The 19,175-nt window shown below is 68.9% G+C and carries 16 protein-coding genes; 11 read left to right on the top strand and 5 right to left on the bottom strand.

Annotated features, from left to right (window positions below):
- The first annotated feature begins 477 nt into the window (after positions 1–477).
- On the top strand, positions 478–1,665 hold the full coding sequence (locus tag QOM21_RS01245; protein ID WP_407547622.1) for an alpha/beta fold hydrolase: 1,188 nt from the start codon (positions 478–480) through the stop codon (positions 1,663–1,665).
- 277 nt (positions 1,666–1,942) lie between these two features.
- Here the strand turns inward: QOM21_RS01245 and QOM21_RS01240 are convergent, their stop codons facing one another.
- Positions 1,943–3,007, bottom strand: a complete 1,065-nt coding sequence (locus QOM21_RS01240; RefSeq protein ID WP_407547621.1) for an aldo/keto reductase — start codon at positions 3,005–3,007, stop codon at positions 1,943–1,945.
- Between the two features lie 117 nt (positions 3,008–3,124).
- On the opposite strand from QOM21_RS01240, the gene QOM21_RS01235 reads away from it, so the two are divergent.
- A complete protein-coding gene (locus QOM21_RS01235) occupies positions 3,125–3,958 on the top strand; it encodes a helix-turn-helix transcriptional regulator (RefSeq protein WP_407547620.1) in 834 nt (277 codons plus the stop codon).
- A gap of 108 nt (positions 3,959–4,066) precedes the next feature.
- On the opposite strand, the gene QOM21_RS01230 is transcribed toward QOM21_RS01235, so the two are convergent.
- Positions 4,067–4,822, bottom strand: coding sequence for a helix-turn-helix domain-containing protein (locus QOM21_RS01230; RefSeq protein WP_407547619.1), 756 nt, complete (start codon positions 4,820–4,822; stop codon positions 4,067–4,069).
- Positions 4,823–5,059: 237 nt separating this feature from the next.
- Here QOM21_RS01230 and QOM21_RS01225 point away from each other — a divergent pair, with 237 nt between their 5' ends.
- From QOM21_RS01225 to QOM21_RS01210, 4 genes are all read left to right on the top strand, one after another.
- Positions 5,060–5,725 (top strand): DUF4097 family beta strand repeat-containing protein, encoded by a 666-nt coding sequence (locus QOM21_RS01225; RefSeq protein WP_407555541.1) that lies wholly within the window; start codon positions 5,060–5,062, stop codon positions 5,723–5,725.
- A 240-nt stretch (positions 5,726–5,965) separates the two neighbouring features.
- Positions 5,966–7,192 (top strand): cytochrome P450, encoded by a 1,227-nt coding sequence (locus tag QOM21_RS01220; RefSeq protein ID WP_407547618.1) that lies wholly within the window; start codon positions 5,966–5,968, stop codon positions 7,190–7,192.
- Between the two features lie 113 nt (positions 7,193–7,305).
- A complete protein-coding gene (locus QOM21_RS01215) occupies positions 7,306–7,659 on the top strand; it encodes a VOC family protein (protein WP_407547617.1) in 354 nt (117 codons plus the stop codon).
- A gap of 257 nt (positions 7,660–7,916) precedes the next feature.
- Positions 7,917–8,939, top strand: a complete 1,023-nt coding sequence (locus QOM21_RS01210) for an alcohol dehydrogenase (protein ID WP_407547616.1) — start codon at positions 7,917–7,919, stop codon at positions 8,937–8,939.
- 26 nt (positions 8,940–8,965) lie between these two features.
- On the opposite strand, the gene QOM21_RS01205 is transcribed toward QOM21_RS01210, so the two are convergent.
- The gene (locus QOM21_RS01205) at positions 8,966–9,805 is read right to left on the bottom strand and encodes an enoyl-CoA hydratase/isomerase family protein (protein WP_407547615.1); all 840 of its coding nucleotides are present in this window, start codon (positions 9,803–9,805) and stop codon (positions 8,966–8,968) included.
- Positions 9,806–10,167: 362 nt separating this feature from the next.
- Between QOM21_RS01205 and QOM21_RS01200 the strand changes: the two genes are divergently transcribed.
- Positions 10,168–10,377: a hypothetical protein gene (locus QOM21_RS01200; protein ID WP_407547614.1), complete on the top strand. Its 210-nt coding sequence runs from the start codon at positions 10,168–10,170 to the stop codon at positions 10,375–10,377.
- 499 nt (positions 10,378–10,876) lie between these two features.
- Complete coding sequence (locus QOM21_RS01195; RefSeq protein ID WP_407547613.1) at positions 10,877–11,818, top strand: phosphotransferase enzyme family protein; 942 nt, start codon at positions 10,877–10,879, stop codon at positions 11,816–11,818.
- A gap of 148 nt (positions 11,819–11,966) precedes the next feature.
- On the opposite strand, the gene QOM21_RS01190 is transcribed toward QOM21_RS01195, so the two are convergent.
- On the bottom strand, positions 11,967–13,748 hold the full coding sequence (locus QOM21_RS01190; protein WP_407547612.1) for an NUDIX hydrolase: 1,782 nt from the start codon (positions 13,746–13,748) through the stop codon (positions 11,967–11,969).
- A gap of 823 nt (positions 13,749–14,571) precedes the next feature.
- Here QOM21_RS01190 and QOM21_RS01185 point away from each other — a divergent pair.
- From QOM21_RS01185 to QOM21_RS01175, 3 genes are all read left to right on the top strand, one after another.
- Positions 14,572–15,453, top strand: coding sequence for a phosphotransferase enzyme family protein (locus tag QOM21_RS01185; RefSeq protein WP_407547611.1), 882 nt, complete (start codon positions 14,572–14,574; stop codon positions 15,451–15,453).
- Positions 15,454–15,635: 182 nt separating this feature from the next.
- Positions 15,636–17,402: an ATP-binding cassette domain-containing protein gene (locus QOM21_RS01180; RefSeq protein ID WP_407555540.1), complete on the top strand. Its 1,767-nt coding sequence runs from the start codon at positions 15,636–15,638 to the stop codon at positions 17,400–17,402.
- Positions 17,403–17,484: 82 nt separating this feature from the next.
- On the top strand, positions 17,485–18,309 hold the full coding sequence (locus tag QOM21_RS01175; RefSeq protein WP_407547610.1) for a class I SAM-dependent methyltransferase: 825 nt from the start codon (positions 17,485–17,487) through the stop codon (positions 18,307–18,309).
- Between the two features lie 144 nt (positions 18,310–18,453).
- Here the strand turns inward: QOM21_RS01175 and QOM21_RS01170 are convergent, their stop codons facing one another.
- Positions 18,454–19,116, bottom strand: coding sequence for a lysophospholipid acyltransferase family protein (locus QOM21_RS01170; protein WP_407547609.1), 663 nt, complete (start codon positions 19,114–19,116; stop codon positions 18,454–18,456).
- Between the last annotated feature and the right edge of the window lie 59 nt (positions 19,117–19,175).

Below are 19,175 nucleotides of genomic sequence, written 5' to 3'. Positions count from 1 at the left end.
CTTTCGCGGAGCGAAATTCCTTCGGCGCAGGTGAGGAAGTCGCCCCAGGTGGCAGCTCTACTTCCGGTGCGTCCACCCGTCGCTCACGCCCTCGTCCGAGGTCGCGCTCATGCTGCGCGCCGTCGGCGGGTTGACGGTTGACCACTCGCAGATCTCCCAGGCCCACCTGGTGCGTAAGTGAAGCTCATGCCCTGGGCTGCCCATCCGCTACGAGGGCATCCCAGCTGAAACGCGTCCCAGATGGAGCGCATCTGGACGGAGCGCCTTTGGATGTAGCGCCACCGAACGCCAGGGCGCTGATACTTCTCGCCCGCGCGCTACGGCGCCGCGTGAGCCGCAGATCGTAGCCCGTTCGAGTCACATTTCAGCAGATCTCCTCTTTTGGCCACCGGAGTTCCGATAGCTAATGGATCTCCCTCCCCCCCCCATGAATGAGGAGACCTCGTGCTGTGTCGTCGCGCTCCGGGCAGACGTACCGTGGCAACATTCATCGCCGCGATCGCCGCTGCTCTTCCCCTCACCCTTTCTCCCGGGACGGCAGCCGCCGACCGGCAGTTGTCGCGCGAACTGCCGACGAGTCCGGCCGCCGACAACGGTGACGTGATGAGCTCGGAGCCGGGCGCCTTCTACCTCGACCCCCTCAAGGCGTTCAAGGTCAAGGCGAACGTCCACCGGATCATGTACCGCACGACCGACCGCGTGGGGAAGTCCATCGCGGTCACCGGCACCGTCCTCACCCCCAGGACTCCCCACCACGACCCACGGCCGATCATCGCCTTCGCGCCCGGCACCCAGGGACTGGCGGACAAGTGCGCCCCCTCCCGCCAGATGGCCGAGGGAACCGAGTACGAGGCGCTGCCCATCAAGAAGCTGCTCGACCAGGGCTATGCCGTCGTGGTGACCGACTATCAGGGGCTGGGCACGCCCGGAGTCCACACGTACATGAACCGCGAGGTGCAGGGCCGCGCCGTTCTGGACTCCATCCGAGCGGCTCAGCATCTGGACGAGGCGGACCTCCCGGATGCCGGCCCGGTCGCGCTCTACGGCTACTCCCAGGGTGGCGGCGCCGCGGCGTCCGCCGCCGAGCTCGCCCATACCTATGCGCCCGAACTGAAGATCAAGGGCGCCGTCGTCGGCGCTCCCCCCGCGGACATGAACAAGGTGGCCGACAGCCTTGACGGTTCCGCCTACTCCGCGTTCTTCAACTACGCCCTCTCCGGCCTCGCCGCCGGGTACGGCGTCGACATCGCCCCGTACCTGAACGCCCGTGGCGAGCGGGTGACGAGTGACCTGCGGGACAACCAGTGCACGACGCAGGCCATCGGCAAGTACCCGTTCCTGCAATCCCGCTTTCTGACCGTGGACGGCCGCCCGCTCACGGAGCGGCTCAAGCACGCCCCGTGGAACACGATCGTGGCGGAGCAGCAGCTCGGCAAGCGCAAGCCCGCACTGCCCATCCTGCTCTCCCACAGCGTTCTGGATGACGTCATCCCTCACCAGGTCGGCAAGAATCTGGCCGCCGACTGGTGCCGCCAGGGCGCGACGGTGAAGTTCGCCAGCAACTACATTCCCACCCACATCGCCGCCACCGAGGGGACGGTCGCCGAGGGCATCCCCTGGCTCGCGGACCGCTTCTCCGGCAAGGCCGCACCGAGCACCTGCTGAGCAGGCCACCGGCCCAGGGCCTGTTGCGAAAGTGTTGGTCACAGCCCTTCGAATTGAGGACTGTGACCAACACGCGTGCCTCGTAGCGCACGCGGCGAGTTCGTCGTTCCTCGCGGCCACGGCCCGGTGGCGACTGAGACATTTTCATCCCGCATTCGACCGCGTGACGCTCGCGATAGTCGGTCTTGTCGAACGTCGACGGCCGACCGCCTCGGGAGCGCCGCCCGAGACCGTGATCGGCCGTCGAGGCCAGAGCCGCCGGGCTGCTCCTCCGGTATCAGCGGCGGGCTTCGAGCTTCAGGTCGCCCGCGGTCACCTTGCGGATGTGGTCACTGGCGAGCACGTCGTGCGGGAAGCCGAGCGGGATCGCGCCGGCCTCGTCGAGGCGGGCCAGGTGTGCGGCGGTGAAGTCGATCTCCAGTGCGCCCAGGTTGTCCTCCAGTTGTGCGGGGGTGCGGGCGCCGATGATCGGTGCTGTTACCGCCGGGTTGCGCAGGGTCCAGGCCAGCCCGGTCTGGGCGGATGTGCGGCCCAGCTCCGCGGCGACGTCCTTCAGGACATCAGCGATGGCGAGGTTGCGTTCGGTGACCGTGCCCAGGGCGGAGTTGAAGCTCTTGCGGGTGCCGTCGCCGGATGCGACGTTCGTCGCGGTCAGGTCGGCGCGCCTGTACTTGCCCGTGAGGACCCCGCCGGCCAGCGGTGAATACGGGATCACGCCCAACCCCATCTCGCGTGCCATGGGGATCAGGTCACGTTCCCCGGTGCGTTCGATCAGGTTGTACTCGATCTGCAGCGCGACCAGCGGCGACCAGCCGCGCAGGTCGGCGATCGCCTGCATACGTGACACCTGCCAGGCCGGGGCGTTGGAGATCGCCACGTACAAGACCTTGCCCTGCCGCACCAGATCGTCCATGCCGCGGAGGATCTCCTCGACCGGTGTCGTGGAATCCCACACGTGGAGGTAGAGCAGGTCGATGTAGTCCGTGTTCAGCTGTCGCAGACTGGATTCCACCGACGCGAACAGGCTCTTGCGGTGCGAGCCCCCGGAATTCGGGTCGCCCGGCCGGCGCAGCGTCGTGTACTTCGTCGCCAGCACCAGGCTTTCACGGTTGTCTCGGGTGAATTCGCCCAGCAGACGCTCGGAGCTGCCATTCGTATAGGTATTGGCGGTGTCGATGAAGTTGCCGCCGCGCTCGACGTAGAGGTCGAACAGCTTGCGTGCCTCGTCCTGTTCGGCACCCCAGCCCCATTCGGTGCCGAAGGTCGCCGCGCCCAGTGCCAGGGGTGAGACCCGCAGCCCGGAGCGGCCCAGTAGCCGGTAGGTGTCGAGGGTGAGCGACATCAGATCCTCCTGTGCTTGTGGTGCGTCGTCGAGAACAAGCCTGCGACCGCCGCGAGCCGGGGGTAAGGGAAGAAGGATCCTGGGAACACCGGTCCTACCCTGGTGGTTGGACCGGGCATGACGACCCGCACCGTGGACGCGACACAAGAGCTGGCCGCGTTCCTGCGGACACGGCGCGAGCGATTGGACCCGCGCGATTTCGGTCTGCCGTCGCGTCGGCGGTCCCGGCGGACCCCGGGGCTGCGCCGTGAAGAGGTCGCCGAACTGGCCGGGGTCAGCATCGACTACATCGTGCGGCTGGAACAGGCCCGCGGCCTGCGGCCCTCGGTGGACGTGGTGGAGGCGCTGGCCCGGGCCCTGCGGCTGGCCCCTGACGAGCGCGCCTACCTCTTCGACCTGACGCGGCAGCGCCCCCGAAACGCCGACAGACCCGCCACCACTGCGACCCCGCCCCTGGCCCGGCTGGTCGCCGACTTGTCACCGCTGCCGGCCATGCTGACGAACCACCGCTACGACATCCTGGCCTGGAACGGCGAAATGGCGAGACTGCTGGTGGATTTCGACGCCTTGCCGCCGCGGCAGCGCAATGTGATTTGGCTGTGCCTGATGCATCCGGAGATACGAGAGTTCTACGTCGACCGCGAACGCGTCGTGCGGGAGGGAATCGCCCACCTGCGCGCCGCCTGGGCCGCGCATCCGGAGGATCGGGCGTTGACCGAACTCATCGCCGAACTCACCACTCATGACGAGGAATTCGCACGACTTTGGGAGGAGCGGGACGTCAAGGTGAACGGCCGAGGGCACAAGGTGATGCGGCACCCTGACGTCGGTGTGATCGCCGTGCACTTCGAACTCCTCATGCCACTTCAAGACACGGACCAGCGGTTGCTGATCTGCCGCGCCGCGGACGATGAGAGCCGGTCGGCATTGGACCGGTTGTGTGCACGGTGATGTCGGACTTTGCCGCGGTCGGCGACGATCGTGTCGGGCGAGGGTGGTCGTAGCGCTGCCGACGGCTTGCTGTCGTGGGCGGGCCGCCGCGTTGGAGTTCCGTTGTCGCTATTGGTGGTGTGGGCCCGCTTGGGCGGCGTTGCTTGAGGCTGTCTCGGGCTTGGTGTGGAGGACTTCGCGGGCCTGTTCGGCGGCGCGGGTGATGCTTTCGCTGATGAAGTCGAGGAAGCGGGCGATGTTTTCCAGGCGGGTGGCGGCGGGGGTGTGGGGGCCGAGGATGGCGACGCCGTTGCGTGCGGTTTCGACGAGCTGGTCGTTGGCTCGGGCGCTGGCGATCGTGGCCTGGTAGAAGAGTTCGTTGTCGACGACGTAGCGGTCGCGGCGGCGTTCGTCGCGTTCCCGGCGAACCAAGCTCTGGCTTTCCAGGAAGGTGATCGCCTTGGAGATGGACGCCGGGCTGACCTGGAGGCGCTGGGAGAGTTGCGACGCGGTGAGGCTGCCCGCGTCGGTGGTGACCAGGCAGGTCAGCACCCGGGCTGTCATCTTCGTCAGGCCGGAGGCCATGAGGACGGTGGTGAGGGTTTCCTCGTACTCGGCCACGGCTTCGGCGTTGCGTCCGTGAGGCTGTGGGGCTGACTCCGTGTCTCGGGAGGAGGCGGGCCTGCGCTGGTGGGCGCGGCGTTCGGTGGCCCGTTGGGCCAGGTCGGCGCGGTAGGCGGTGGGGCCGCCGTTGCGCATCACCTCACGCGTGATCGTCGAGGTCGGACGGTGGAGGCGCCGGGCGATCTCGGCGTAGGGGAGGCTGTCGGCCAGTCCCAGCGCGATCTGCTGGCGTTCGGTCTGGGTGAGCCTGCCTCCCGGCATCGCTGTCTCCTTGGTGGTCGTTCGGGGTGCTCCTGCTTCCCTCACCATAGCGTTCACTCTTCATCCATTGCAATGAACGAGGGTATCGCCGTTGCGTTACCCGACAACACGTTGCAATGAAATCCCTTCAACTACCTGCGGATATAGGGATTGTGCGCAGCAAGGTTGTTGCTCAGTTTCTGAACGCAACGTAGCGTTTCCCATGTCAGAAACAGTGAGCGAGCACTGGAGAGCATGATGCAGAAGTTCGACACCCCCGCCCCGATCTCCGCCGTCCTTGATGTCCCTGCCGGACGCGTCCAGTTCATCGCCGCGGACCGCACCGACACCACCGTTGAGGTCCTGCCGGCCAACCCCTCCAAGAGTCGCGATGTCCAGACCGCCGAACAGACCACGGTTGTCTACTCCGAGGGCGTCTTGCGGATCCACACCCCCGAGCCCACGAACCAGCTCTTCGGCCCCTCCGGATCCGTGGAGGTCACCGTCCAACTGCCCGTCGGCTCCCGCGTCGAGGCCAAGGCCGCCGCCTCCGAACTCCGCGGCGTCGGCCGTCTCGGCGACGTCGTCTTTGACGGCGCATACCGCCGGATCAAGATCGACGAGGCCGCGAGCGTCCGCCTCACCGCGAGCGACGGCGACGTCGAGGTCGGCCGGCTCAGCGGCCCCGCGGAGATCAGCACCGCAAGGGGCAGCATCCGCATCACCGAGGCCGTGCGCGGCACGGTCGTGCTCCGCACCGAGTCCGGCGACATCTCCGTCGGCGCCGCGGCCGGCGTCTCGGCCGCCCTGGACGCCGGCACCGGTTACGGCCGCGTCAGCAACGCCCTCAAGAACAACGGCACCGCCGAACTCGACATCCGCGCCACCACCTCCCACGGCGACATCACCGCCCGAAGCCTCTAGGGAGCAGAGCCACAACCATCCGGTCGGGAGCGGTCGAGATCGTGCTGGTCGTCGGCGACGCAGCGGTCCGCCCCCGGAGCCGGCCGGAGTCGGCCCGGATGGGCCGACAGAGGTCTTCGAGCAGACGCGGCAGCGCTGTTCAACCTTGTCCCGCCGTCCACCTGCCCGGCATCGCCGGTGCCGGTCAATTGCAGAACCGTCGCGATGCGGCCGCGACCATCCACCACGAAAGGAAATCCGATGAGTCAATCGGTTCCCATCCCGCAGGGCCTCCCCATGGAGCGCGATGCGGGTCCCTTCGACCCTCCCCGCCAAATAACCGTGCTGCGCGAGGCCCGCCCCGTCAGCCCCATGGCCTTCCCCGACGGCCATGAGGGCTGGATCGTCACCGGCTACGACGCGCTCCGGCAGCTCATGGCCGACACCCGGTTCAGCTCCCGCCAGGACCTCGGCGTTCTCCACGTGCCGTACGAAACCCCCGGCATGCCCGTCGCCACAGAACCCTCCCCGCAGGTGCCGGGCCTGTTCATCGCCATGGACCCGCCCGACCACACCCGGTTGCGGCGCAAGCTCACCGGCGCCTTCACCGTCAAACGCATGAAGCAGCTCGAAGAGCACATCGTCGACATCGTCGAACGGCAACTGGACGAGATGGCGTGCCTTACCCCGCCGGTCGACCTGGTCAAGGAGTTCGCGCTGCCGGTGCCCTCACTGGTGATCTGCGAACTGCTCGGTGTCCCCTACGACGACCGGGAGAACTTCCAGGTCAACTCCGCCAAGTTCATGGTCAAGGACCAGTCTCTCGACGAGAAGATGGCCGCGTACGGCGCACTGACCACCTACCTCGCCGAACTGGTGACGCGCAAACGCTCCGCTCCCGGCGAAGACATACTGTCCGACCTCGCCCGCCATGACGACCTCACCATCGAGGAGCTGACGGGCATCGCCTTCCTGCTGCTGCTCGCCGGCCACGAGACCACCTCCAACATGCTGGCGATGGGCACCTTCGCGCTCCTGGAACACCCCGAGCAGGTGGCCCAACTGCGCGCCAACTCGGCCCTGATGTCCGGCGCCGTCGAGGAACTCATGCGCTACCTGTCCGTCGCCGACATTTTCTATCGCTACGCCACGGAGGACATCGAACTCGGCGGCGAAACAATCGGAAAGGGGTCGACCGTCGTTGTCTCGCTCCTGGCCGCCAACCGCGACCCCCAGCGCTTCGACAACCCCGACACCCTGGACGTCCACCGCAACGCCCGCGGTCACCTGTCCTTCGGCCACGGCATCCACCAATGCCTCGGCCAGCAACTCGCCCGTATCGAGATGCGCGCAGGTTTCGACGGACTCCTGCGCCGCTTCCCGACCCTCGAACTCGCCATCCCCGCCCACGAGGTGCGACTCAGGACCGATATGAACATCTACGGCGTCCACGAACTTCCGGTCACCTGGACGGAACCTGCCCGGTAGCACTGTCGGTCGGGCAAGCCACCGGTGTGACAAGGCTCCTTGAGGACATGCCCTGTGGAGACGTGTTGGGACTTCGGGGCGCGATGCCTCCTTGAAAGACCTAGACTCGCCGGATGACCTTGGAATGGAGAAATGTCATCGTCCACTCGGCTGATCCCGCGGCCTTGGGGCAATGGTGGGCCGAAGCCCTCGGCTGGGTGGTGACCCACTCCTCCGACGTGGAGTTCGCCATCGGCCCGACGCCGGATCACCGGCCGGGGCTGGAGTTCGTTCTGTTGGACGAGCCCAAGAAGGCCAAGAGCCGACTGCATCTCGACTTCGTCCCCGACGACCAGGATGCCGAGGTGGCTCGCCTGGTGGCTCTCGGCGCGCAGCGTGTCGACATCGGCCAGGGTGATCAGTCGTGGGTCGTCCTGGCCGACCCCGAAGGCAACGAGTTCTGTCTCCTCGGCCGACGACCTCAGTGAGCAAGAGGGGCGTGGACTTCACACCGCCCGCTCGGCCCGCACCCTTCCAAGGGCAGAGGCAGCAGCCACCTGCAGGCGCGATACCGATGCATCGGATCAGGCGTCTGCCGGCGGTCTCCTTCGCCACGTCCCGGCTATTGCAACGCCGACCCCTCCATCCATGATCCATCCCGACCCCATTCCGTGTGCGTGCTGGGCCTGGAGCTGGTTTGCTGGAAACAGGGGCGCCTGATGAACCCGTACCCGGGGAGATTCCGATGAGTGCACATCGAGTCGCACAGGTGGCCGCACCGGGTGGTCGGCTGGAGATCGTGGAACGGGAGACACCGCAGCCGGGCCCCGGCCACGTACGTATTGCCGTGGAGGCATGCGGGGTCTGCCACAGCGACGTTCTCTTCATGAACGCCCTGGTGCCGGGTGTCGAGTTCCCCGTGGTCCCCGGGCACGAGATCGCCGGGCGCATCGACGAGGTCGGCGAGGGCACCTTCAGCGGCTGGCAGGTGGGCGACCGAGTGGCGGTGGGCTGGTTCGGCGGCAGCTGCGGCCATTGCACGCCCTGCAGAAGCGGCGACTTCATCGTCTGCGAGAACCTGAAGGTTCCGGGGTGGGCGTACGACGGGGGATACGCCGAGACCGTGATCGCACCAGCTGATGCCCTGGTCCGGATCCCCGACGCACTGGCGGCGTCCGATGCGGCGCCTCTGGCCTGTGCGGGGGTGACCACCTTCAACGGGCTCCGGCGCAGCTCCGCCCGGCCGGGCGATCTGGTGGCCGTACTCGGCGTGGGGGGCCTGGGGCACCTAGGAGTGCAGTATGCGGCAGCCATGGGTTTGGAGACCGTGGCCATCGCCCGCGGCGCCGACAAGGCCGACTTCGCCAAGCAGCTGGGCGCTCACCACTACATCGACAGCACGGCGGGTACGCCTGTCGCGGACGCGCTGCAGTCTCTCGGCGGAGCCAGGGTCGTTTTGGCCACCGTTCCCAGTTCCGACGCCATCTCGGCGACCGTGGAAGGGCTCCGGCCCCGCGGTGAACTGGTGGTCATCGGCGCGGACCCCGAGCCGCTGGGAGTGAGCCCGGCGCAGCTCCTCATGAGCGGCAAGATCATCCGAGGCCACCCGTCCGGCACCGCGCAGGACGTCCAGGACACCATGGCGTTCAGCGCACTGCACGGCATCCGCCCGATGACCGAGATCGCGCCGCTGGACCAGGCCGAGGATGCCTTTCAAAAGATGATGGCCGGGGCCGCCCGCTTCCGGATGGTGCTCACCACCCGCTGACACCCAGGCCCTTGTGGACGCCTGCATCAGTCGGCAGGCTTCAATTCGCCCAGTGCGTCACCGAGTTCGAGCTCGGTACGGCCACGGGTCTGGAAGCCCCGCTTGAACAGCTCTGCCGTGCGTTGCTGCGCTCCCTCACCCCGCACGAGCTGCTGGAACAGGGCGGCATCCGCGCGTACGTCGGCCGGAGTGGGCAGGCTGATGGCGTTGATGGCGGATTTGGTCGCGATCAGCGCATCGCGGGGGAAGCCCCCGATGCGCGCGGCAATGCCGGCGACGAACTCGTCCAGTTCGGCGTCGGGCACCGCGCGGTTGACCCATCCGTAGCGTTCGGCGAGGTCGGCATCGAAATCGGCCGACGTCAGCACCGCTTCCATCGCTCGGCCCCGGCCCAGCAGGCGGGTGAGGTGCTGGATCGCTCCCGCGCCGGGCGGGGCACCGACGCCGACTTCGAGCTGGCCCAGGAGGGCGTTCTCCCGGGAGGCGAAGCGCATGTCGCAGGCGAGGAGGAACTCGCTGCCCGCCCCGCGTGCCCGGCCGCGCAGCTTGGCGATCGTGACGGCCGGGACCTGGCTCAACTTGCGGAACAGCATCCCCAGGGAGGCGTCGCCCGGGCCTCCGGCCTTGGCGGCTTCAGCGGTGTACTCGGCGACTTTGGTCATGTCGACGTGCGGGAAGAAGAAGTCGCGATCCGCGCTGTCGAAGACCACCACGCGAGCAGAGGCCGGCTGGGAGAGTTCATCGAGCAGCCCGACCAGGTCGCGCACGACCTCGGGGCCGATGAGGTTGATCGGCGGGGCACTGAAGGTGGCGGACAGGACGTTACCGTCCATCCGGGTGCTGATGGTCTCGTACGAGGCAGTCATGTCTCTTCCTCTCGGCGCGCCGCACGGCTGGCGGCACTCCCGTCCGGAGGGGAACGCTCCGTGTGGCGGGCTGCAGCGCCCCATCCTGTCGGTGCCCACAGCCTCCACCCAGGGCCAGGTTGCACGGCGAGCTCAGGATCAGGCTGCACGGCGACCGTAGCGGCGTCGCTGCCGCGGGACGAGGCGGCAGGGGCCAGCCGAGTGCCCGGCGTGGCGTTGCCCAATGGCATCGCCGTCCCTCCGACGACGTCACCCTCCCAGCGGCGTTTAGCAGGACGGGCCCGGAAGGGACGTGCAGCGTGGTGAGCGTCCGTTTGCGCCCCTAAAGGCGTACGCACGCCCCACAACTGAAGGGAATGAGCATGAAGCGCATAGCCCACGCCCTGATCATCGCCGGCGTCACCACGGCACTGGCGGTCCCAGCCGTCGGCGTCGCAGCCGCGGCCGTCCCCACCGCTCCGGCCGTACAGCAGGCCGCGAGCCGGGACCACCACCATCACCACCACCACGACCACGACCACCACGACGACCACGGTCTCCTGGACCTGGATCTGGGCTTGGGGCTTCTTTGACGGTTCGCCTTGTGCGGTGGCCGCTGCGGATTCGCCCGCGGCCACCGCGCCGGGCGTGCGCTGCCGGCTCTGCCCGCCGAGCGGAAAGAGCGTGGGGGGCCACGTCCGCAACTGATTGCCGCGTGAGCCGATCGGCTTCCGGCGCGACGGGTGCGCCCAGGGGCGGAGGGGACCGCTGGAGCGCCACAGTTCTCCGAGCCCGGCGGCGGCCTCCGCGGTGTTCCCGTCGTCGGCCGCGGTGACGTCGATGACGACGCAGGCTCGGCTCGCGAAAGGCACTTCATGGATCTCCGCGGCCTGACCGATGCCTCCCGGGAACAGGACTTCGTCACCGTCGAGGAAGCACACTCGGCCGTGGCTGCCAGGCGAGGTACCGGCCACCGGCGGAGAGTCCTTATCGAATCGCCCCGGAAGCGCAACGGAGCCTAAAACAAGATGAGTTGGCATTTCTTCGCCCTTACTCTGGGATGCCCCCAGCCCCGTGCGGAGGATTGCCACGATGGCCGACCGATTTGCCTCGCCCGACCACGCCACGGATGCCGATCCGGCGCCCCGCGACCTTCCATCCGTTGCCCAGCTACTTGCAGAACACTGGGCACTTCATGCGGTTGAAGTCACACCTCTCGAAGGCGGAATGAACTCCCTGACCTGGGAGGCGCGCTCGGGGAGCACCCGTTGGGTGGTGAAGGCGGTACCGCCGGAGGCCAAGGACCCATTTGTCTTCGGTCTTGAGCTGGCACATCGACTGGAGCGAGCGGGTATGCCGGCCGGCGCGCCGTTGGCAACGGTCAGCGGGCTGTCGGTCGTGCCCTTCGGCCGCCAGGTGATGGCTCTGCTGCGCTGGGTCGAAGGCCGTGGGCTGACCGGGGAATCGCGCACCGAGCTGGGAGTGATGGGCACCACCTTGGCTCGCGCCCATCGCGCGCTCGGTGTGCGGAACAGCGAGGGCACAGCACCTGCCCGTCTTTACCTACCCTCGGAGCACCTGGATGTACGCCCCTGGCTCAGGCCGGTGATCACCGAGGTCATGTCCCGACTGGAGGAACTCGACCTGCCGACGCTGACCTGGGGGCCGGTGCACGGGGACCCGGCCCCGGATGTCTTCCGCCTCGATCCGGTCAGTGGTGTCTGCGGGATGATCGACTGGAGCGGGGCCGGGGTGTGGCCGCGGGCGTACGATCTGGCGGCGCTGGTGATGTATCGAGGGGCGGACTCCATGCGGCCGCTGATCGATGCCTATGTGGCGGAAGGCGCGTTGACCCGCGACGAGGTGGAGCGAGCACTGCGCCCGATGCTCGACTTCCGTTGGGCCGGCCAGGCCGTCTACTTCGCAGGCAGGATCGCCCGCGGGGACCTTACGGGCATAGAGGGTCCGGGCGTGAACGAGGCAGGGCTGGAAGCCGCGCGCCGGTGGTTTGCCGACCGGGACGACAGCTACTGATTTTCGGCGTTCGGGCTGGACCCCGTGATCCTGCGCAGTCCCGTCGCCGTCAGTCAGGGGCCCAACCGCACCAAGGGCGACAAGTATCCGGCCGCGTGGAAGCCGCCGGCCATGGACGCAAGGGGAGTGGCGGCCGTGAAGGCACGCTTCAGCGTCGCGGCAGGTGCGTGGCCAGGAAAGTCCGCAACTCAAGCGTGGTGGAAGGTAGTTCGTCGGTGTCGCGGATCCACTGGTGGCGGTCGTGTTCGGTCAGGGTGACCGGGCCGGGCTTGTCGGGGGTCAGTGTGAAGACGAACTGGCGGCTGGTGCGGCCGCGTGCATTGGTGTAGTCGAAGTGACCCAGGTACTGGTCAACCGTCCGGACGGCCAGGCCGGTCTCCTCGCCGACCCCCCGGGTGAGGCAGTCCAGGAGGGATTCGTCCTTCTCGCAGCGGCCGCCGGGGAGCTCCCAGGCGCCCCCGAGGTAGTCGTTTGCGCTGCGCCGCACGAACAGAACGGCGTTGTCGTGGACGATGGCGCCCGCGGGGACCAAGTCGCGGATGCCATCCGCGCGGGCCTGGTCCTCAAGGTCGTCCGATAGCGCGCGGAGGGCGGCGTACCGGGCCGGCGGGCTCATCGGCAGGCCGCGCAGGTCCCGGGGGTCGACGAACGCGAGCGCGGTGCCTTCGGTCAGGACGAGGCTGTCGGGGTCGCCGTCCCACTCACCTCGGAAGACGTAGGTGAGATGTCCGGAGTCGGTGGTGTGGGTGAACAGGTGCTCAAGTGGCACCTGCAGGCCGACCTCCTCACGGACTTCGCGGCGGATCGTGGCGGCGGGGCCGGTGTCCTCGGCTTCCGGTTTGCCGCCGATGGGTGACCAGGTGCCGGGCCAGCAGATGCCCGGGTTGTTGTCCCTGAGGTGCATGAGCTGGTGTCCCGCGGTGTTGCGGATCAGCGAGAGGGTGCCGTAGCCGTACGGGGCCGGCTTGGGGGTGACCAGGTCCAGCACGCGACGCGTGTCCTGCTTCACCGAGGCGTTCATCGGGAGCCGGTCGAAGTCTGACTGCGCGATGAAGGCGAGGGCCGTGCCCTCGTTGAGAACCAGCGTGGTCGGGTCGCCGTCCCACCGGCCGTGGAAGACGTGGACGGGGTAGCCGTCGGAGTCGACGCGGAACATCGGGGAGAGCTCGATGTCCTGGAGGCCGACCTCCTCGCGGAGCTCGCGGACACCGGTGGCGTGCGGGTCCGCGTCGTACGGTTCCGCGCCGCCGCCCATGGGTGCCCAGGTGCCCGGCGCCCAGATGCCTTCCTTCTCGTCCCGCAGGTGCATGAGGACTTCGCCGGCCACGTTCGTGATCACCACCAAGGTGCCGTACGGGTCGTCCTCGGCCGGGCGGCCTTCTTGCGGGCGTCCCAGCACGCCGAGGACGCGGGCGCGCAGTACGGGGTCGCCCAGCTGCGAGGGGCCGCACCATTCGGCGTCGGCCACCTCCTCGATCTGCAAGGTCACCTCGGGGTTTCCCCAGGTGCGGAAGACGTAGCGGACGTCGACGTGCTCGTGCGCCGGCTCGCCTCGGTCGGGACGGGTATCGATCGGGTGGACGTCGATGTGGACCGGCTCCCCGCCACAGAGCGGCTCCAGCGCGGTGACGCCGGTCTCCTCGGCGATCTCCCGCCGTACGGCGTCGGCCAGGGTGCGGTCGGTCGCCTCGCAATGTCCGCCAGGCTGGATGCGTCGCCCCGAGGCCTTGTGATGGACCAGGAGGACTTCGTCCCCGTCGTTGACAACGACGCCCGAGGCGGTCACATGGCCGTCGAAGTCGGTGCGGTCGGTGACGTCGCGGCCCTCCGCGACGCGGGCGAGGAGCGGCTGAAGCAGGGCCTGCTCGTCCGGATGGCGGTGCAGGTAAGCGGTGATCGCGTCGTGGATGTGCGGGGCGGGAATGGCCATGCTGCGCTCCTTCGTCACCTTCCGGCAGGCCACGGCTCACCGCCGAGCAGTGTCACGGGACCCCGGACGGGGCGTCGAACCGTAGCGGTGCTTCGGGCGCGTGCGGGGCGGAGTTCGTGAACCGCACCCTCGTGGGCGTCCGGCGCTGAAGGGGCTGAGGTTAGCCGCCGGTCACCCTGTTCGCGGTCCGCCACCCCGGAGTCCGACCTGGCCGGCGCCACTGTGCGGGCAGATCAAGCCATCTCGTCGCCCGCTCAACCACGGGACCCTCTCGACCGGTTCGAGAATCCTTTCTTCCGGCTCCGTCCCAGGCCATCCGGCCCGATCCAGGACTCTCATCCGCCGCCGAAAGTGCCGTTCGGAATGTCCGGATTCAGGCGCCGTGACCGCCTGATTGTCAGTGGCGTGGCCGAAGGTTCGATCGCAGCTCCCATCCACACCTCACCGAGGAGACCGGTGCTCTCGACGCCCTCACGCAATCCCCCGCTGGGGTTACGGCTTCGCCGCTGTCCCCTTGACGAGTGAATCGAACGGGCAGGTGCGCCGACCGCACTTGCCCTCCCCACCCCACCTCGAACCTGTGCTCGATAAGTCGCCCGGTCCGCCCCGTATCGGCCCCGTGATCAGCGACGTTGTCCGGGGTGCTCCACCCGATCCCTACCGAGGAGAAATCCGTGAATCCCGTGCGCCTTCTTCCCACCGCCCACCCCGCGTTCGAAAACCCTCCCGCTCAGCCCGTCAAGCCCGCGGTACTCCGGCGCCCGACGGACGCGCGCCGTGCCCCGTTCGCGTCCGCATCACGACCGGCAACGAGGTGGGGGGCATGAGCGGCGCGAAGGCTCTCCCCACGGCTCTGCGCAGCTGGGCCGAGCGAGAGGTCGGGGTCGTCGACGACGTCCGGGACGCCTCGCACCCGCGGGAGAACTCCCGGGTCTGGGAACTCGTGCGCGCCGACGGCTGCCGGTTCTACCTGAAGATCGCCCCCAAGGCGCGGATGTACGAGAGGGAGACGCTCGCCATGCGGCACGCGACGCCCGCGCTGGGCGCCGGCCGAGCACCTCAGCTACGAGCGTCCAGCGCCGAGCACCTGGCGCTGCTGACGACCGCCGTGACCGGCCGACCGGTGAAGGAACTCCCGCTCACGGCGGCCGAGGAGTACGAGGCGCACCGGCAGGGCGGTCTCCTCCTGGCCCGGCTTCACGCGGCCGGCGACCTGACCGGCCACTGGCGCCGAGAGGCCGAAGGAGCGCTGTACGCCGCAGCGCAGGGCGTGGACAAGCAACTGGAGCAGGCCGGGGACCGGTTGACGCCGACGGAGCGCGCGCTCGTGCGCAACCTGGCGGCCGAGCTGCGCATGGTGGGGCCGCTGCCGCTCGGGTTCATCCACGGCGACGCCTGGCCGAGGAACCTCCTCTGGTCGGGGAGTGCGGCCTGGATCGACTTCGAACGGTCCCGATTCGCCCCGGTCGTCCAGGACTTCGTCGCCTTGGCCTGCGGAGTGTGGGCCGACAAGCCGCGGCTGCGCACCGCCTGCTTCAGCGGATACGGGCGTGAGCTGACACCGGAAGAGGGCCATGTGTTGAAGTGCCTGTCCGGCCTGGAAGCGGTGAGCGCCCTCACCTGGGGCGAGGCGCACGGTGATCCGTACGTCACCGCGCGCGGGCGACGCACCCTGGACCGGCTGATGGCGGGGGTGTTCGCGTGAAGCGGCCCAGCATCGCCACAGAACGGGCGGCGACCGCCGTGCCGCAGTCCGTGCCCGCGACGGGCGACACAGCGGCCGTGCCCGCCGCACGCTCGGCAGATCCGCAGCCCTCGGCGCCTCCCGAGCTGGACTACAACGGGCGCAAGCACCGACGGGCCATGGACGACGCCACCTTGTGGGACATGGCCCGCCGGATCCCGACGGCGCTCGCCCAGTCGGCCCGGCTGGCCTGGTCCGTCGACCGGCGCATGACGATCACGATCATCCTGTGCCAGTTGCTGTCCGGCCTCGGTACCGCCGTCATGCTCACCGCGGTCTCCAAGGCCCTGCCCCACCTCGCCACCTCCGACGCCGGAACGGGACTCCGGGAGGCATGGCCGGCACTGACCGTCGCGGTCATCGCGATGGCGACAGGCGCGGGGATGTGGATCCTCGCGGACTGGGCCACCCGCCGCCTGAACCCGAAGATCGCCTCCGCCGCCGATCTCACCCTGGTCGACCTCCACATGAAGGCCGAACTGTCCGCCTACGACACCGAAGGGTTCACCGACCGCAGCCAGGCCGCGGAGATCGGCGCCCTGCGCGCGGTCGACCTCGCCGACGACGCCAAGACGCTCACCAACGGCCTCGTCCAGCTGGTGTCTGCCGCGACCGTCCTCACCTCCCTTCACCCGCTGCTCCTGGGCGTGCTGCTGCTGTCGGTCATCCCGAGGGGACTGGGCGGGGTGATCGCCGCACGCATCGACTACCGCGTCCACGACCGCACCATCTCCGCCCGCAATGTGCGCGGCATGATGCGCTGGTGGCTCACCACCTCCGAGCTCGCCGACGAACTGCGCGCCAACACCATGCGCCCCTACCTGCACTCCTGGTACCGGGCGATGTGCGACCGGGTCGAAGGACGCGAACTCGAGGGCGCCCGCCCGTACCTGCTCGTGACGCTGCTCGCGGCATCCCTCGCGGGCCTGTTCACGCTCGGAATGTGGGCGGCGCTGGCCGCGCTCGCCCTCTCCGGGGCCATGTCCGCGGCGATCGCGGGCACGGCCATCGTCGCTTCGCAGACAGCCGGACGCGCCCTCAACGCGATCGTGCGCTACGGCGCGGTGATGTTCCACCACGGCCTCTACCTCAGCGACTACTACCACTTCATCGATGAAGTCCGCTCCATGACCACCGCACGCGGCATCACACAGGCCAAGGCGCCGCAGCAAATCCGCCTGTGCGAGGCCGAGTTCACCTACCCCAACAAGGACGCGCCCGCCCTGCACCCCATCACTCTCACCCTCAACCGCGGCGAGGTCGTTGCCCTGGTCGGCGAGAACGGCGCGGGCAAGTCGACCCTGATCCGCATGCTCACCGGCCTGACCATGCCGACCGGCGGAACCGTCCGGTGGGACGACACCGACCTCGCCACCGCCGACGCGGAATCGGCATGGCGGCACGTCGGCCTCGTCCCTCAGAAGAACGGGCACTGGCCACTGCGCGCCCGGGAGAACATCACCCTCGGCCAGCCCCGCGAGCACACCGACGAACGCATCTGGGATGCGGCGGACCGCGTCGGGATGACCGAGGTCCTCCAGGGGCTACCGGACGAGCTCGACACCCTGCTCGCCCGCTCGGTGTGGGGCGGACACGAGCTGTCCGGCGGGCAGTGGCAGCGCCTGGCCTGCGCGCGAGCGATGTACCGCGAGCCGGCCGTGCTCATCCTGGACGAGCCGACCAGTGAAATGGACGCCCGCGGCGAGCATCTGATCTTCCGCAAGCTCCGCGAGATGGCTCCGGACCGGATCACGGTGGTCGTCACGCACCGCTTGGACAACGTGCGGATGGCCGACCGGGTCATCGTCCTCGACCGAGGGCGCATCCGTGAAGAGGGCACCTTCGACGCCCTCGTCGCGACCGAGGGAAGTCTCCTGGGCGAGCTGTACGCGCTCGCCCAGGACCGCTGACCTCCCTCATCCATCCCTGGTGGGGCCGCGTCTCGGCGCGGCCCCACCCCCCTCCCCGTTCAACCACGTCCCCAGGAGCACCATGACCAGCACCGACACTGACACCGGCACCGATACCGATACCGATACCGATACCGATACCGATACCGATACCGATACCGATACCGATACCGATACCGATACCGATACCGATACCGATACCGGCGCCGAGGCGACGAACACCCGAGCATGGACCGAGTACGGCGCGCATCACTTCGAGCGCGGCACGCCGGTACCCGAGGTCGACCGACTGGCCTGGGGGTTCTGGCCCACCGGACCGGGCGCCGAAGTCCTCGGCGAGCTGGGCGGACTGCGGGTTCTGGACCTCGGCTCCGGGATCGGCAAGTACGCCGCGTTCCTCGTCCGGCACCACGGTGCCCGCATCGACGCCGTCGAAGCCTCGCCCACCCAGCACGAACGCGCCCTCGCCCGGTACGGCGATCTGCCAGGGCTCGCCCTTCACCGTGCCGACGCCGTCGACCACCTCCGCCAAGCCGATCCGTACGACCTGGTCTACTCCGTCCACGGCTTCTGCTACATCGACCCGTGCCGCCTGCTCCCGGCCCTCGCCGCCACGATCAAAACCGGCGGCCGCCTGGTCTTCTCCGTCCTGCACACAAGCCTGGACGGGCGCGGCCCGTCGGGGGCCCTCACCGCTCGCACCGAGCGCCTCCCCCTCGCGGGCCACGACACGCCGCTCGACGTACGGATGTGGGTGCTTGGCCCGGAACTCTGGGAGGACCTCCTCGTCGACCAGGGCTTCGTGGTCGAGCAGATCGAGACGCTCAACGCGCCCGAGGACGACAATCCCGTCTCCTGCCGCCTCTTCCATGCCCGCCGCCGCGCCCAGGTCACCAGGACCCCGTAATCGCCACAGTGGCCGCTCTCTTGCTGCTCCTCTCCTCGTCATCCTTGTCCCGCCGGTCTGAGATCTGGCGGGTCACCTGACACCCGATGAAACCGACGCCGGTTTCGCCGGCCACCGTCTGTTGGACGGCGAGGAGAGCGAGGTCTACGCGGCGAGTGCGGCCGGTTCTCCGAGGCCGGCGGCTGCGGTGCGCCAGGCAGCCGTCACCGCTGTGCGGGCCTTGGCGGTCCGCCCGCCGTGGTCGTCGGCGAGTTGCAGCGGGGCTCCGACGTGGACGTGCAGGGTGGGTCGGCGCAGCGGTGCGGTGGCCAGGCCGGAGAGTTGCTTGGCGATGCTTCCCGAGGTGACCCGGCGTGCGCCGGCCTGTCCTACGGGCACGACGGGGGAGTTGGTGCGCTCGACCAGCCGGGACATGCCGCTGCGGAAGGTACCGGGTGCCGCCTCGGCCGCGTCCTTGCGGCGGGGCAGCCCGCCTTCTGCGTAGATGAGGACCAGCCGTCCCTGCTCCAGGTGCCGCGCCGCGGTATCGAGCGCCGCGGCGGCACGCCGGTCGCCCCGGTGCACGGGGATATGTCCTTCGCGGGTGAGGACGCGACCGAGCAGCGGAGTGCGCCACAGGCCGGCGGCTGCCATGATCAACGGCTCGGCGCCGAGACGGTACAGGGCGGCCAGCACGACCGCGGGGTCCGCCAAGGATGTGTGGTTGGCGACGATGAGTGTGCCCGGCGCGAACTCCGCGCCAGGATCGGCGGTCACCGACAGGCGGCCGAAGGTTGGTACGAGCGTGTCGGCGATACGGCTGAGCATGAGCGGTCTCCCGGCTGGACGATGGCGCTCTCATCGTCGTCGGCAGACGCCGCCGTGGC

The sequence above is a fragment of the Streptomyces sp. Pv4-95 genome, assembly GCF_045782725.1.
GTDB lineage: Bacteria > Actinomycetota > Actinomycetes > Streptomycetales > Streptomycetaceae > Streptomyces.
Note: the sequence above shows the minus strand (reverse complement) of the source record. Positions and strands in the feature narration are given on the sequence as shown.

Excerpts from the sequence above, each read along its gene's own strand:
- QOM21_RS01230 (WP_407547619.1), bottom strand. The coding sequence starts at position 4,822 with ATGCCGGGAGGCAGGCTCACCCAGACCGAACGCCAGCAGATCGCGCTG.
- QOM21_RS01205 (WP_407547615.1), bottom strand. The coding sequence starts at position 9,805 with ATGACTGCCTCGTACGAGACCATCAGCACCCGGATGGACGGTAACGTC.
- QOM21_RS01235 (WP_407547620.1), top strand. The coding sequence starts at position 3,125 with ATGACGACCCGCACCGTGGACGCGACACAAGAGCTGGCCGCGTTCCTG.
- QOM21_RS01225 (WP_407555541.1), top strand. The coding sequence starts at position 5,060 with ATGCAGAAGTTCGACACCCCCGCCCCGATCTCCGCCGTCCTTGATGTC.
- QOM21_RS01180 (WP_407555540.1), top strand. The coding sequence starts at position 15,636 with ATGGCCCGCCGGATCCCGACGGCGCTCGCCCAGTCGGCCCGGCTGGCC.
- QOM21_RS01175 (WP_407547610.1), top strand. The coding sequence starts at position 17,485 with ATGACCAGCACCGACACTGACACCGGCACCGATACCGATACCGATACC.
- QOM21_RS01170 (WP_407547609.1), bottom strand. The coding sequence starts at position 19,116 with ATGCTCAGCCGTATCGCCGACACGCTCGTACCAACCTTCGGCCGCCTG.
- QOM21_RS01190 (WP_407547612.1), bottom strand. The coding sequence starts at position 13,748 with ATGGCCATTCCCGCCCCGCACATCCACGACGCGATCACCGCTTACCTG.
- QOM21_RS01240 (WP_407547621.1), bottom strand. The coding sequence starts at position 3,007 with ATGTCGCTCACCCTCGACACCTACCGGCTACTGGGCCGCTCCGGGCTG.
- QOM21_RS01210 (WP_407547616.1), top strand. The coding sequence starts at position 7,917 with ATGAGTGCACATCGAGTCGCACAGGTGGCCGCACCGGGTGGTCGGCTG.
- QOM21_RS01220 (WP_407547618.1), top strand. The coding sequence starts at position 5,966 with ATGAGTCAATCGGTTCCCATCCCGCAGGGCCTCCCCATGGAGCGCGAT.
- QOM21_RS01215 (WP_407547617.1), top strand. The coding sequence starts at position 7,306 with ATGACCTTGGAATGGAGAAATGTCATCGTCCACTCGGCTGATCCCGCG.
- QOM21_RS01185 (WP_407547611.1), top strand. The coding sequence starts at position 14,572 with ATGAGCGGCGCGAAGGCTCTCCCCACGGCTCTGCGCAGCTGGGCCGAG.
- QOM21_RS01200 (WP_407547614.1), top strand. The coding sequence starts at position 10,168 with ATGAAGCGCATAGCCCACGCCCTGATCATCGCCGGCGTCACCACGGCA.
- QOM21_RS01195 (WP_407547613.1), top strand. The coding sequence starts at position 10,877 with ATGGCCGACCGATTTGCCTCGCCCGACCACGCCACGGATGCCGATCCG.